This is a genomic window from Ruminococcus sp. FC2018 (genome assembly GCF_000621805.1).
GTDB lineage: Bacteria > Bacillota > Clostridia > Oscillospirales > Ruminococcaceae > Hominimerdicola.
Genome location: NZ_JHXH01000003.1, coordinates 37,099 through 51,130, shown reverse-complemented (window position 1 = coordinate 51,130; position 14,032 = coordinate 37,099). Strand labels below are relative to the sequence as shown.

Below are 14,032 nucleotides of genomic sequence, written 5' to 3'. Positions count from 1 at the left end.
AATGAAAGGTATGTTTTCGACAGACATCGAGAACCGTGGGCTTGTCCTTGACCCCAGGACAAAGCTCACGGTAGTGATCGCACTGGTCGTGTTTTCACTCGGCGGTGCAGGCAGCGGCTTTTATTGCGTAAGAGCCGCTGTAATTGCGTTGTGCCTGCTGCCGATAGTTTTGCTGTTCACCGCAAGGCGATATAAAAAGGCGCTGTTGCTCGCTGCATTGTTCGTACTTGTCAAATCGGCTGAGATATGGCTCGTGCCGCAGTTTACAGGTGCGGCGCTGAGCATATCGAGCATCGTGTGCATGTTCATCGTGCGCCTTATGCCGTCGCTTGTTATGGGCTCATATATGCTTTCCACCACAACGGTCAGCGAGTTCACCGCCGCAATGCAGCGTATGCATATACCGCAGAACATAACGATACCGCTTTCGGTGATGTTCCGATTTTTCCCGACCGTGACAGAGGAGTTTTCCTCGATAAATGCGGCAATGAAAATGAGGGATATCCGCATAGGCGGCAAGGGTGCAGGCAAGCTGATAGAATACAGGCTCGTGCCGCTGATGGTCTGCTCGGTCAATATCGGCAGTGAGCTTTCGGCTGCGGCTCTCACACGGGGTCTTGGCACAAAAACAAAAAGAACGAACATATGCAAAATAGGATTTCGCCTTCAGGATTTGACAGTGCTGCTGCTCGTGCTGTCGGTGTTTGTCCTGTGGGTGCTTGGCATGGCAGGAGTGATAAAATGACAGACATCGCAGCACAGTTAAAGGGCGTTTGTTTTCAGTATGCAAACGGCGACGGCGGTGCGCTCAGCGGTCTTGATATGGATATAATGAAGGGCGAGTGCCTGCTTTTGTGCGGCAGCTCGGGCTGCGGCAAGACCACGGTGACGAGACTGCTCAACGGGCTTATTCCGCACTTTTTCGAGGGCGAACTGAAAGGTGATGTGACCGTGTTCGGTAAGACGATAAAAGACACGCCGATAGAAGACCTCGCCGGCGTTGTGGGCAGTGTGTTCCAGAATCCGAGGAGTCAGTTTTTCTGCGTCGATACCACATCGGAGATAGCATTCGGCTGCGAAAATCTCGGGCTGCCTGCCGATGAGATACGCAAAAGGATAAGCTCTGCCGCTGATGAAATGAACATCACAAAACTGCTGGGCAGGAGCATTTTCAATCTCTCGGGCGGAGAAAAGCAGAAGATAGCCTGCGCAGGCGTGGCGGCAATGCTGCCGCAGCTGATAGTGCTCGATGAACCGACCTCAAATCTCGACCTTGACTCGATAGAGGAACTCAAAAAAATACTGCTCGGGTGGAAAGCTCAGGGCAAAACGATAGTCATTGCCGAGCACCGACTCGGCTGGCTCGACGGCGTGTGCGACAGGGTGATATTTATGAAGCAGGGAACTGTATCGGCAGAGTATTCTGTGAAAGAGTTTTTCTCGCTTTCAACGCCCAAACTGAACGAAAAAGGTCTGCGTGCCTTTCGTACCGAAACTAACTATCTCGGATACCCGACAGGCATATACCCTGTAAAAGAGCATCGGAAAAGCGAAACGATAACGCTTGAAAATTTCACATACAGCTATGGAAAACAGGATGCGATAGACATCGAAAAGCTCGATATACCCAAAGGCTCTGTTACGGCTGTTGTCGGGCATAACGGCGCAGGTAAATCCACATTCATCAAGTGCCTTTGCGGTCTGCAAAAGAAATTCAGAGGCAGCGCCGTCATCGGCGGACAAAGATATAAGTCAAAGCAGCTGCTCGGACTTTCGTATATGGTCATGCAGGATGTAAACCACCAGCTTTTTGCAGATACCGTGCTTGACGAGGTACTACTTTCGGCAGGTGACGATGACAAACAAAAGGCGATTCAGCTGCTTGAAAAGCTGAACATCGCACAGTATGCAAAGCGCCACCCGATGTCGCTCTCGGGCGGACAAAAACAAAGAACGGCAATAGCCTCCGCACTGCTTGCAGGCAAAAAGCTGCTCGTCTTTGATGAGCCGACAAGCGGACTTGATTTTGCAAGCATGGAATGTACAGCACAGCTGCTTGATTCGATAGGAAACGATGTCACCGTGCTCATCGTCACGCACGATATGGAGCTTATCGAGCGCTGCTGTACGCATATCCTGCACATCGAAAACGGACGGATATGATATGCACAAAACAAAAGACAGGATTCTGTTCACAGAGCAGATCCTGTCTCTTTTTGATGTCCTGTTGATTATGCCAGCTTCCAGCTGCCTGCTGTCTGCTGTTCGTGCCAAAGTGAAGCATATCTTCCGCCTTTGCTCAGCAGCTCGCTGTGCGTGCCCTGCTCGGATATCATGCCATTATCAAGCACGATGATATTATCGCTGTTCATTACCGACTGCAAACGATGCGCAATGACAAGCACGGTCTTGTTCTTGACAAGTTCGTCTATTGCACGCTGTATCAGCAGCTCGTTCTCGGGGTCAAGGCTTGCGGTAGCCTCGTCAAGAAAAACTATCGGCGCATCTGAAAGTATCGCCCTTGCGATAGAAATTCGCTGCTTTTCACCGCCCGAAAGTGTTGACCCGCCTTCGCCGACCACAGTATCATAGCCGTCGGGCAGTGACATTATAAAATCGTGGCAGGCGGCTGCCTTTGCGGCGGCGAATATCTCATCGTCGGGAGCGTCGGGCTTGCCTATGCGGATATTCTCTGCAATGGTGTCCTTGAAAAGATAAACATCCTGAAAGACCATGCTTATCTTTGACAGCAGATGCTCCTGTGTCATTTGTGTTATCGGCACGCCGCCTATGCTTATCTCGCCGCCCTGAATATCCCAGAAGCGTGCGAGCAGCCTTGCGATCGTGGTCTTGCCGGAGCCTGATGAACCAACGAGTGCTGTTGAGCTTTTTTCGGGAATATCAAAGCTGATGCCCTTTATTGCGTCCTCTTTGCCGTCGTATGAAAAATGAACATCTCTGAATGAAATATCGATGCGGTCGGTGGTCTTTGACGGCTCACAGACAGCGAGTTCTTTTTCTTCCTTGAGTTTCACCAGTTTGTCAACGCACTGGTTTATCCTCGCCATGCTGATAACGAAAACGAAAAGCTGCATTATCGGCTCATAGACCTGCAGTGCCGCAAGCAGACACATGATGTAAAAGAACGGGCTTATCCCGCCGACCGACAGCAGATATGCACCGACACCCATAGTGATGCTTATCCCAAGGAAAAGTATCGCTCTGCCGTACATCGAGACTGCACCGCCTGCCTTTTCCTGACGCTTTGAATCGTCACGCATCTTAGCAAAGCTGTTTTTGAGTCCCTCAAAGCTGTTGCCTGTGCGGTCGTATGCCTGAAGAGTGGTGATGCCGCCTGCGTATTCGATGACCTTTGACGCAGTCTGCTGCTGTATAGAAATAAGCTCCGAACTTGTGTGTGCGACACGCTTGTAGCTTATCACGGCAAACGGCAGCGCAAGCGGTATCACTATAAAAACTGCAAGCGTCATCCTGACGCTGAAAATGCTCAGCACAACAAGTGCTATGAGCAGTCTTATAATAATTACTGCGCCGTTTGCGGCAATGCTCGATGAAAGATTCTCTATCTCTTCATAGTTGCGCATCATAAGCGTTGAAAGCTCGCCTGCATCGTGCGTCGCAAAGAATCCCATTGGCAGAGTCTTAAGCTTGTCGCCCAAGCGGAGCTTTTCTTCCTGCTGTGCGGAAACGTGTCCCACGCAGATGTCAAGATAGCTTTTCCTGCGCACTATCGCATAGGCTATCGTCTGAAAGGCAAGTATGCCGACAAGTATCCAGAACGGCTTTTGCTCATATGCCATACTGCTGTCAAGGATAGGTGACAGGAACAGGTACACCGCACACATCAGCACGCTCGACGGGATAGATGCCACAAAACTGTCAAGGAACAGCCACGCAATGAAACGCACATACTTTTTGCTGTCACCGTAGGTTATTATATCTTTCCATTTTCTGAACCGTTCACGCTTTGTCATATGATAACCTCCTCATTGTCCAGCTGTCACGGCGGTCATTGGCATTGACCATATCACGATAAAGTTCGCACTTGTCCATAAGCTCATCATGCTTTCCGACCGCAGCAAGCTTTCCGCCGTTCATAACAAGGATATTGTCGGCATTCTGAATAGTTTTAAGTCTGTGAGCTATCATAATGACTGTCTTGCCCTTTGAAAGCTTTGAAAATGCGTCCTGTATCTTTGCCTCGTTTTCTGCATCGGCATATGCGGTAGCCTCGTCGAGCACAACTATCGGTGCATTTTTGAGTATTGCTCTTGCGATAGCTATGCGCTGCTTTTCACCGCCCGAAAGCCCTGTGCTGTCGGATACGATAGTCTGATAACCGTCCGGAAGAGCCTCTATCGTTTCGGCTATGTTTGCAGCTTCTGCAGCAGCCCTGACCTGCTCAAAGCTCGCTTCGGTATTTCCCATTCGGATATTGTTTTCGATAGTGTCGCTGAAAACGAACGAATCCTGGAAAACATAGGCGATGTTTTTTACAAGCTCCGAATGAGTAACCTCACGGATATCCACGCCGCCTATCTTTATCGAGCCGCTTCCTATCTCGTAAAAATGCAGCAGAAGCTGTGCGATAGTCGATTTGCCTCCGCCCGACGGACCGACGAGCGCATTGCAGCTGCCTTGCGGTAAGTTGAGACTAACCTCATCGCAAGCTTTAATGCCGCTGCCATCATAGGCAAACGACACCTTGTCAAATCCAATATCAAATTGTGTCAGGGTCTTTCCCTCGCCGATCAGCGTTATCTCCGGCTGTTCAAGCAGGTCATCTATGCGTTTCAAGCCGACATTTATTTTTGTGCTGTCTATGCTTACATTCATCATGTTTTCAAGCGGCTCTTTCAGACCCGAGCATACCACGAGAAAGAAAAGTATCTTTGGCAGCACATCTGCATAGCCTGCCGAGCTGCCAAGCATTATTATCGCTGCGGGCAGCAGAAACAGCACCTGCGCTCCGAAGAATGCGTAATACAATCCCATTCCGTTTGCGTTGTAATACGCAGTGTCGTGTACGGACTTTGTAAAAGCATTCATATCTGTCTCATATCGTCTGAATGCTTTTTTCGTGCCGCCGAATATCTTTATCACGCTCATTCCGTGAATGTATTCGATGATCGTGCCTTCCATTTTAGCCTTGCAGTCAGCCATATTCTTCTGATGCTTTGCACCGTCGGGCTTCTTGAGTGCCATACCGAGTATCACGAACGAAAGCATTATCGGCAGCAGGGAAACAAGCGTCAGCCGCCAGTCAACGATGAAAAGAACTATTATCGTGAACAGCGGAGTAGCTATCGCAGAAGCGACTTCACACATACTGTGCGCAATAAACACCTCTATCTGCTCAACATCTTCTATGAGCAGCTTTTTTATGCTGCCTTGTGTGTTTGCGGTGTAATAACCCGATGATATCCGTCCCATTTTCTCCATCAGTTTCATTCTAAGTTCGTAAAGTATATCGAATGCTGCACCGTGAGAAAGCATAGCCGATGAGTACGCACAAATGCCGTAAAGCAATGCACTCACTGCGGTGATAATTACAAGCGTGCTTACGCTGCCGAAGGCGAATTTATCACCTGCGGAGTAACATCGTATTATCTCTTTGAGCACACCGTATATAGTAAAATAGGGTATGATCTTGAATACGCTTGAAAGAACAGACAGCGTGCAGGCGGCGGTAAGACCTTTCTTTTTGGTTCCCGCAAGCTCCATAAGGCGTGATATGCCCTCTTTTTTCTTTTTTGCTTTACTCATTGCCGCCCTCCTTAAAAATGCATTCGAACAGCAGAGCGAACAGTTTATCCTGCGTGCGCTGATATGCGCTTTCGTGCAGCGAACCACGGTTCTCTGCGGTTATGGCAAGTATCTTGAGCAGGTTGGATATTACCGCCGCATCAATATCCTCACGCACATTTTCAAACATCGAGAACAGGCGGTTGAGCGTTTTGCTCTCCTCGTCGATGTCAGTTTCGGCTTTCTGCGGCATTGCGTCGGAGAGCTTTTTCTCGTCCTCGGGTGTGAGATACTGATAAACGCTGTCCTGGTTGTTGATGATAGAGATGAGAACCTGCTTGCTCTCGCCGACGCTCAGCTTTTGACGCTCGCCCAGCATATCCTGCACGGCTGTCCAGAATCGCATACGGTTGAACTCGATGAGCTGGATAACAAAATCCTCTTTTGACATAAAGAAATTATAGAATGTGCTTTTGCCGATGCCCGCAGATGCAGTTATCTTCTCAACGGACATATGCGTCATTCCGTGCTGCTTTAACAGCTCAAGCCCGGAGTAGAACATTTTCTCTTTCAGCTCAGCTTTTTCGGTCATAGAAAACAGCTTTGGCGACATAGCTTTCCCTCCTTGCGAACATTTATTTTATATTATGCGACTAAAATATATAAAACGGTCGCAAAAGTAATATAGCATATTTCTTCCGGGCTGTCAAGGCTTTTTGCCAAAAAGATCATCAGGAGAGTTTGTAAAATGTTTGTAAACACTGTTTACTAATCTTGACTTTCCTGTCCTGCGGTGCTATTATGTTCTATGTTAGTAAACGGTGTTTACAAAAGGAGGCAACACTATGCCGAAAGATAAAACACAAATGCATGAGAGTCTGATGTGCGCTGCGAAGAAAGAGTTTCTTGAACAGGGCTTTGAAAATGCGTCGATGCGCAGGATAGCCTCGGAGGTCGGGCTGACTGTCGGTGCGCTGTACCGCCACTTTGCCAACAAAGAGGAGATGTTTGCCGCACTTGTTGAGCCGACGATCAACGGTCTTATGACGATGTATGACCAATACTGCGAACAGGGCTATGAGGTCATGAAGGGCGGCGATGTCAACAGGCTTTGGAACGAGAGCGAGAGCGAGACCAGGTGGCTGATGAGCTATATCTACGACAATTTTGACGAGTTCAGGCTTATCGTCTGCTGTTCGCAGGGGACAAGATACGAAAGCTTCGTTCACGATATGGCTATGCTTGAGGAACGTACCACGCTTGATTATTTCAAACGCATGAAAAAGTATGGAATGAGCGTGAAAGTTCCGTCAAAGCAGGAGTTCCATATGCTTGTCACCGCAAATGTCTCGGCAGTTTTCGAGGCAGTGATACACGGCTTTGGCAGAAAGCAGGCTATGCATTACGCCAGAACACTTGACGAGTTTTTCTCAGCAGGGTGGAAAAAAATACTCGGCATCTGATGCCGATATTTTTTGACATAGAGTTAGCTACAACTAACTATCGAAAGGGAGGATAATATGTCACAAAAGAAAAAGAAACGCAGCACGCTCAGCTGGGTGGCTGAGTTTGCCGGGCAGAAAAAGCCAAACTATATCCTTAGTGTGATTTTTGCCTTTGGCAAGGTGCTTTGCGGGATAATGCCGTATATCTATCTTGCGGATATAGTAAAAAAGCTTATCGAGCTCAACGAGGTCGGAGCAAAACCAACAATGAGCGATGTGTCAAAGGATATGATATTCATGGCGGTGTTCTGGGTGCTTTGCAGGGTTTGCCACAGCATTTCCACAACGCTTTCGCACGCTGCGACCTTTGAGGTGCTTGCAAACATCAGGCGTCAGCTGACGGTAAAGCTTTCAAAGATACCGCTGGGTTCGGTGCTATCGCAGTCAAGCGGAACATATAAGAACATCATATGCGAGCGAGTGGATTCTATCGAGACCACACTTGCACATATTGTACCAGAGGTCGTTTCAAATACATTCGTGCCTATCGCACTTATAATCTACATGATGACGATAAGCGTAAAGCTGACACTCATCTCGCTTGTGTGCGTGCCGGTCGGAATGGTCTTTTTCGCACTTATGATGAGAGGCAGCGGTGAAAGCTACAACAACACTATTGTCAAGACAAAGAAACTCAATGACACGGCTGTTGAATACATCAACGGTATCGAGGTCATCAAGGCTTTCGGAAAATCCAAAACGAGCTACGACAAGTTCGTCACCGCCGCAAAAGAGGGTGCAGACTGCTTTATCGAATGGATGCGCCGCTGCAATCTGTGGCAGAATCTTGCGCTGCTTCTGATGCCGTTCTTCCTGCTCGGACTTTTGCCGTTCGGTGCAAAGGCATATATGGACGGAAATATTTCGGGCAACGACCTGCTGATGCTGATAATTCTTTCCCTGGGACTTGTTTCACCGTTCCTGACGATATCGTCTTACTGGGACGGCATTACCAAAATGGGAACTATCATCGGCGAGGCGACAGAGATACTTGAACGAGAAGAGCTTGTGCGTCCCGATAAGCTTACCGAGAAGCCGAACGGCACGGACATCGTTCTCAAGGATGTCAGATTCGGCTACAAAGAAAAAGAGATACTCCACGGTATTGACCTTGAAATAAAGCAGGGCACTGTAAATGCGCTCGTCGGTCCTTCGGGGTCGGGCAAATCAACTATTGCAAAGCTGATCGCTTCCTTCTGGGATGTTGACAAGGGCAGCATCAGCATAGGCGGAGTAGACATCAGAAAGATACCGCTTGAAGAGTACAACAAAAACATCGCTTATGTTTCGCAGGACAACTATCTGTTCGATGAAACGATAATGGATAATATCCGAATGGGTGACCCGAATGCGAGCGATGAACAAGTGATAAACGCTGCAAAAGCCTGCGGCTGCCACGATTTCATAATGCAGCTTGAAAAGGGCTATGATACCGTTGTCGGCGGTGCGGGCGGACATCTTTCGGGAGGCGAAAGACAGCGTATCTCGATAGCGAGAGCGATGCTGAAAAACGCACCTATAATCATTCTCGACGAGGCAACGGCTTACACCGATCCCGAGAACGAGGCACTCGTGCAGTCGTCTGTTGCAAGGCTCGTTTCGGGCAAAACTCTGCTCGTGATAGCACACAGGCTTTCAACGATAGCGAGCGCCGACAAGATAATCGTCATCAATGACGGCGAGGTGCAGGCAGAGGGAACTCAGCAGGAGCTGCTTGGCAAGTCTGCGCTGTACAGACAGATGTGGGACGCTCACATCTCGGTAAAGGAGGGAGCATAATGTTTGCATCACTTAAAAGGTTCTTTGATTTCTGCGGCAGACAGGACAGAAAAAAGCTGTATACGGCAATAGGCCTTGGCGTTATAAAAGCGATATTTGCGGCAATGCGTATATCTGCGATAGCAGTTATCGTTATGGGCATAATCGACAAGGATATGACGAACAAAAACATTTACATCGCTCTTGCGATACTCGGTGCATCATTCTTCGGACAGCTGTTTATCAATATGAAAACGACGATGCTCCAGACAGAAGCGGGTTTTCACTGCTGTGCAAACAAGCGTATCGAGATAGCTGAGCACATGCGTTATCTGCCGATGGGATATTTCAATGACAACAGCCTCGGACATATAACAGGCGTTACAACCAACACTATGGAAAACCTCTCCGATGTTGCAACGAGAGTTGTAATGCTCACTACGCAGGGCATACTCACAACATTTGTAATTACGGCATTGGTGTTCGTTTTTGACTGGCGCATAGGTCTTATCCTCACAGCAGGCATCGCAGTTTATACCCTGTTCAATTCGCTTATGCAGAAAAGCACACGCAAGGGTGCGCCGAGAAGACAGAAAGCCGAAACGGAGCTTGTTGCATCGGTCATCGAGTTCGTGCAGGGCATAGCTGAGGTCAAGAATTACAACCTCACGCTCAGCCGTGCAAAAAAGCTTGAAAAAACTATCAAGGCAAAGCAGAAATGTGACACGCACCTTGAATTTGATGTTATCCCGTTCATCGCTTTGCAGGAGATAGTAACCAAGCTGACAGGCGTTATAATGTGTGCCGCATCGGTGTATTTCTACATAGACGGCAGCATGAGCCTGCTTTACTGCATAATGATGATGGTAAGTGCATTTATGGTCTACGAGAGCCTTGATATCATGGCGGGATACTCCGCACTGATACGAAGCGTTGATATCTGCGTCGGGCTTGCAAACGAGATAATGGCTATTCCCGAAATGGACATCAACGGCGAGGACATCGAGCCTGCTTCGAGAGATATCGAGCTTGAAAATGTGACATTTGCATACGACAACAGAATGATAATAGACGGGGTGAACCTGAAGATACCCGAAAAGACAACGACCGCTATCGTCGGTCCTTCCGGCGGCGGAAAAACCACGCTGACAAATCTTATTGCCCGCTTCTGGGATGTAAAGGGCGGCAGCGTTAAGCTCGGCGGCAGAGATGTGCGTGATTACAGCTTTGACAGCCTTATGAAAAACTTCAGCTTTGTGTTCCAGAGGGTATATCTTTTTGAGGACACGATAGCAAACAATATCCGTTTCGGCTCACCCGAGGCAAGCATCGACAGGGTCATAGAGGCGGCTAAAAAAGCACGCTGTCACGATTTTATAATGAGCCTGCCTGACGGGTACGATACAGTGATAGGCGAGGGCGGCGCATCGCTCTCGGGCGGTGAAAAGCAGCGTATCTCGATAGCAAGGGCTATAATGAAAGACTCCCCGATAATCATTCTCGATGAGGCGACCGCAAATGTCGACCCCGAGAACGAGGCAGAGCTTACGCAGGCTATCGAGGAGCTTACAAAGGAAAAGACTATAATCATGATCGCTCACAGACTAAAAACAGTTGAGCACGCCGACCGCATCATCGTCATCGACGGCGGCAGGATAGTCCAGCAGGGCAGGCATAGTGAGCTTATGCAGCAGCAGGGCATCTACCGGACCTTTGTTGAGGACAGACAAAAAGCAGTCAGCTGGAAGCTGTAACGATACCTATATGAAGAAAGCACCCGCAGGTCTTATGTCTGCGGGTGCTGTGCTTTATGCCGATTCTTTAATGATACCTGTTATCGGATCTAAGTGCGGTTTTCGGTGCGATCATGCTGAAACTTGAAAACAGCAAGTCTGTTCATTATCTTTCCTGCGAACAGGCTGCCTATCTTTCCTACAAGATGGTGTTTTCTCATCTCTGCAAAAAAGTTTGTTTCTTTTATAAGCTTTAAGCCGCTGCAATAGCTTTCAAGTTCTTTGCCGCTTTCTGTGCCAAAGGTGAATTTTGCATTTGTGCATTTGACTGTGTCATGGATCTTTTCATTCCCCATTGCGATCGGGTGCATAAGCTCGGCAAGCACGAATCCTTTTTGGAAATGCTCTGTGATCCTTTTCAAAAGCTCACGCACCTGCTGCTCGGTAAAGTACATCAGAAGACCTTCTGCGATAATGACAGTTACATTGTCATCAGGCAGGCTGTCTGTCCAGCTGTCAGCAGTCAGATCGGCTGCAACAAGTGTCTGCCTGTCGTGCGCTTCAAAAACTTTTCTGCGCACATCTATTGAGTCCGGCAGGTCGATGTGATACCAATGAGCAATGCCGTTGTCAACTCTGGAAAAACGGTCGTCAAAACCGCAGCCGATGTTAATGATATTTGCATCAGGGTACTTTTCAAGCAGCTTTCTGACCGTGTTGTCAAACATTATCGTTCTTGAAACAACGCCCTCATGGGAAAAGTATTTATCATATTTTTTAGTGTCTATCCCGAGTTCTTTTATGATCTCCACTGCCTTACCGTCGTAAATGCGGTTATTCTTTCGCAGGCTTTCGCTTGCCTTTATAGCGAGCGGTATCAGTGCAGTCTCCTGAACATCTCCGAGTGTTATGGCTTGATTGGTATCTGTCATATGCTTTCCCTCCGCTGTCATTTTACTGTTTGCTTATATCACGAAAAGTGAGCTGCTGCATAGTTGCAGCAGCTCTGCTTTTCATCAGGCGTTTTGTATTAATGGAGTCTTACTTTTTAACATTGAAAGCGCTCATCTGCGGATAGCAAGCAGAGTCGCCAAGCTCCTCCTCGATGCGAAGCAGCTGGTTGTACTTTGCAACTCTCTCCGATCTTGACGGAGCACCTGTTTTGATCTGGCAGGTGTTGAGTGCAACGGCAAGGTCTGCGATAGTAGTATCTGCTGTCTCTCCCGAACGGTGAGATGAGATAGCTGTGTAGCCTGCCTTGTGAGCCATCTTGATAGCCTCGAGAGTCTCCGAGACAGAGCCTATCTGATTGAGCTTGATAAGGATAGAGTTTGCAGCACCAAGCGCAATGCCCTTTGCAAGTCTCTCTGTGTTGGTTACGAACAGGTCGTCACCGACAAGCTGAACTTTGTGACCGATCTTTGCGGTCATTCTCTGCCAGCCTTCCCAGTCCTCTTCGTCAAGACCGTCCTCGATAGAGATTATCGGGTACTTGTCAACAAGGCTCTCCCAGTGTGCGATAAGTTCGTCCGAGGTGAACTCCTTGCCGCTCTTTGGCTGCTTGTAGAAGCCCTTGCCCTTTTCGCTCTTCCACTCGGAAGATGCAGCGTCCATAGCGATCATAAAGTCTTTGCCAGGCTCAAAGCCTGCAGCTTTGACAGCCTCGAGTATCTTCTCGATAGCCTCTTCATCGCTCTTGAGGTTGTTCGGTGCATATCCGCCTTCGTCACCAACAGCGGTAACATCGCCCATTTCCTTGATGAGCTTTTTGAGCGTGTGGAACACCTCTGCACACCAGCGCAGACCCTCTTTGAAGCTTGGTGCGCCAACAGGCATTATCATAAATTCCTGTGTGTCAACTGCGCTGTCTGCGTGAGCACCGCCGTTGAGAATGTTCATCATCGGAACGGGAAGCTTTGTGCCCTGGATGCCGCCGAGGAACTTGTAAAGCGGGATACCCTGTGCGGTGGCAGCTGCTCTTGCGCAGGCGATAGAAACTGCGAGGATAGCATTTGCACCGAGGTTAGATTTGTCCTTTGTGCCGTCAGCTGCAATCATAGCTCTGTCTATAGCGTAGATGTCGCTTGCGTCCATGCCTGTGAGTATCTCGTTTATCTTTCCGTTGATGTTTCTCACAGCCTGCAGAACGCCCTTGCCGAGATAGCGGCTCTTGTCGCCGTCACGAAGTTCGAGCGCCTCAAATTCGCCTGTTGATGCACCGCTTGGTGCTGTGCCTCTTGCGACTGTTCCGTCTGCAAGGAAAACCTCTGCCTCAACGGTCGGGTTTCCTCTTGAATCAAGTATCTCTCTGCCTATTACTTTTTCGATAATTGTGTATTCCATAGTGTACTCCTTCTGCCGATATGGCGGCTGTCTTTATTATTAACGCATCTCGCTGCGTTATTTACGCAGCAGGCTCGTTTGCAGCAAAGTTCGCACTTCTTTACTGTTATCTGAGAGGAGCCTGCTAATGAACTATTCTCGGTTAGGCATAACTAACCGTACTTATATTAGCACACACAAAACAGTTTGTCAAGCGTTTTTGGGCGCATAAAAATCTTTTTATCAAACCTGTTGACATTCTGCCCTGGGTGTGCTATAATTTTAGTTAGATATGACTAACCCAATGAAAAAGAGGGATAACAATGAACGAAGCAGAGGCATCAAAAATACTCAACAAATCAAAGGCATCGTGCGTGATAAGACAGCATATCCTTTCGCAGACGGACGAAAAGACCACACGCCGTGTGTGGAAAAGGGCAATAGAGGAGCTTGCACAGATACACAACAAATTCCCTGATGTGCCAAAGAGCGAACAGATGCACACAAAGGCGATCTTCAATTCTGCGGCTATCTATTTCGCACTCAAAGCGGTCGTGCCCGAAAGAGCAAAAGCGCTTTTTGAGCAGGGCATGGCAGAGTATGCAAAAAAGTCCGCAAAGAAGTTTCAGAGAATGGTAAAGATGCCGCTGGGAAAAGGCTTCTTTCTGAAGATGTTCGCAACGGGTGCAAAGACAGCGTTTGGTGAAAAGGCGGGATTCCGTCAGCAGTTCCACACGGCAGACAGGAAAATGCTGCGATTTGACATACTCAAATGCCCGTATTACGATTATCTGAAAAAGCTCGGCTGCGTTGAGATAGCACACACATTCTGTGACAACGATATCTATTGTTACGGCGATCTTGAGGGCATCACGTTCGAGAGAACGCAGACGCTCGGCACGGGCGGAGCAAAGTGTGATTTCTATATGCACCGATAAAACAGCTATC

The 14,032-nt window shown here is 48.4% G+C and carries 11 protein-coding genes; 6 read left to right on the top strand and 5 right to left on the bottom strand.

Going from position 1 to position 14,032, the window contains the following annotated elements:
• Position 1: 1 nt before the first annotated feature.
• Together T494_RS0102670 and T494_RS0102665 are read left to right on the top strand one after the other, a co-directional pair.
• Positions 2–745 carry an energy-coupling factor transporter transmembrane component T gene (locus T494_RS0102670; RefSeq protein ID WP_051539950.1) on the top strand — a complete coding sequence of 248 codons (744 nt, stop codon included), beginning with the start codon at positions 2–4 and terminating at the stop codon, positions 743–745.
• Entirely contained in the window at positions 742–2,163 is a 1,422-nt protein-coding gene (locus T494_RS0102665) for an ABC transporter ATP-binding protein (RefSeq protein ID WP_028504954.1), read from the top strand. The genes T494_RS0102670 and T494_RS0102665 overlap by 4 nt, the downstream gene beginning before the upstream one ends.
• Before the next feature lie 68 nt (positions 2,164–2,231).
• Here the strand turns inward: T494_RS0102665 and T494_RS0102660 are convergent, their stop codons facing one another.
• Genes T494_RS0102660 through T494_RS0102650 form a run of 3 tightly spaced genes read right to left on the bottom strand, consistent with a single transcriptional unit; the run spans position 2,232 to position 6,358 of the window.
• A complete protein-coding gene (locus T494_RS0102660; RefSeq protein WP_197021112.1) occupies positions 2,232–3,995 on the bottom strand; it encodes an ABC transporter ATP-binding protein in 1,764 nt (587 codons plus the stop codon).
• Positions 3,982–5,787 (bottom strand): ABC transporter ATP-binding protein, encoded by a 1,806-nt coding sequence (locus T494_RS0102655; RefSeq protein ID WP_028504952.1) that lies wholly within the window; start codon positions 5,785–5,787, stop codon positions 3,982–3,984. Before T494_RS0102655 ends, T494_RS0102660 begins: the two co-directional genes overlap by 14 nt.
• On the bottom strand, positions 5,780–6,358 hold the full coding sequence (locus tag T494_RS0102650) for a TetR/AcrR family transcriptional regulator (protein ID WP_242836370.1): 579 nt from the start codon (positions 6,356–6,358) through the stop codon (positions 5,780–5,782). The genes T494_RS0102655 and T494_RS0102650 overlap by 8 nt, the downstream gene beginning before the upstream one ends.
• Positions 6,359–6,611: 253 nt before the next feature.
• Here T494_RS0102650 and T494_RS0102645 point away from each other — a divergent pair, with 253 nt between their 5' ends.
• The 3 genes from T494_RS0102645 to T494_RS0102635 are packed head-to-tail and all read left to right on the top strand — an operon-like array spanning position 6,612 to position 10,783.
• A complete protein-coding gene (locus T494_RS0102645; protein WP_028504950.1) occupies positions 6,612–7,229 on the top strand; it encodes a TetR/AcrR family transcriptional regulator in 618 nt (205 codons plus the stop codon).
• 57 nt (positions 7,230–7,286) lie between these two features.
• Positions 7,287–9,050: an ABC transporter ATP-binding protein gene (locus tag T494_RS0102640; RefSeq protein WP_037343769.1), complete on the top strand. Its 1,764-nt coding sequence runs from the start codon at positions 7,287–7,289 to the stop codon at positions 9,048–9,050.
• Positions 9,050–10,783 (top strand): ABC transporter ATP-binding protein, encoded by a 1,734-nt coding sequence (locus T494_RS0102635; protein WP_028504948.1) that lies wholly within the window; start codon positions 9,050–9,052, stop codon positions 10,781–10,783. The genes T494_RS0102640 and T494_RS0102635 overlap by 1 nt, the downstream gene beginning before the upstream one ends.
• An 89-nt stretch (positions 10,784–10,872) precedes the next feature.
• On the opposite strand, the gene T494_RS0102630 is transcribed toward T494_RS0102635, so the two are convergent.
• Complete coding sequence (locus tag T494_RS0102630) at positions 10,873–11,694, bottom strand: class I SAM-dependent methyltransferase (RefSeq protein ID WP_028504947.1); 822 nt, start codon at positions 11,692–11,694, stop codon at positions 10,873–10,875.
• A gap of 109 nt (positions 11,695–11,803) precedes the next feature.
• Complete coding sequence (gene eno, locus T494_RS0102625; RefSeq protein ID WP_028504946.1) at positions 11,804–13,105, bottom strand: phosphopyruvate hydratase; 1,302 nt, start codon at positions 13,103–13,105, stop codon at positions 11,804–11,806.
• A 302-nt stretch (positions 13,106–13,407) separates the two neighbouring features.
• Here eno and T494_RS0102620 point away from each other — a divergent pair, with 302 nt between their 5' ends.
• Positions 13,408–14,022 (top strand): L-2-amino-thiazoline-4-carboxylic acid hydrolase, encoded by a 615-nt coding sequence (locus T494_RS0102620; RefSeq protein ID WP_028504945.1) that lies wholly within the window; start codon positions 13,408–13,410, stop codon positions 14,020–14,022.
• Positions 14,023–14,032 lie beyond the last annotated feature (10 nt).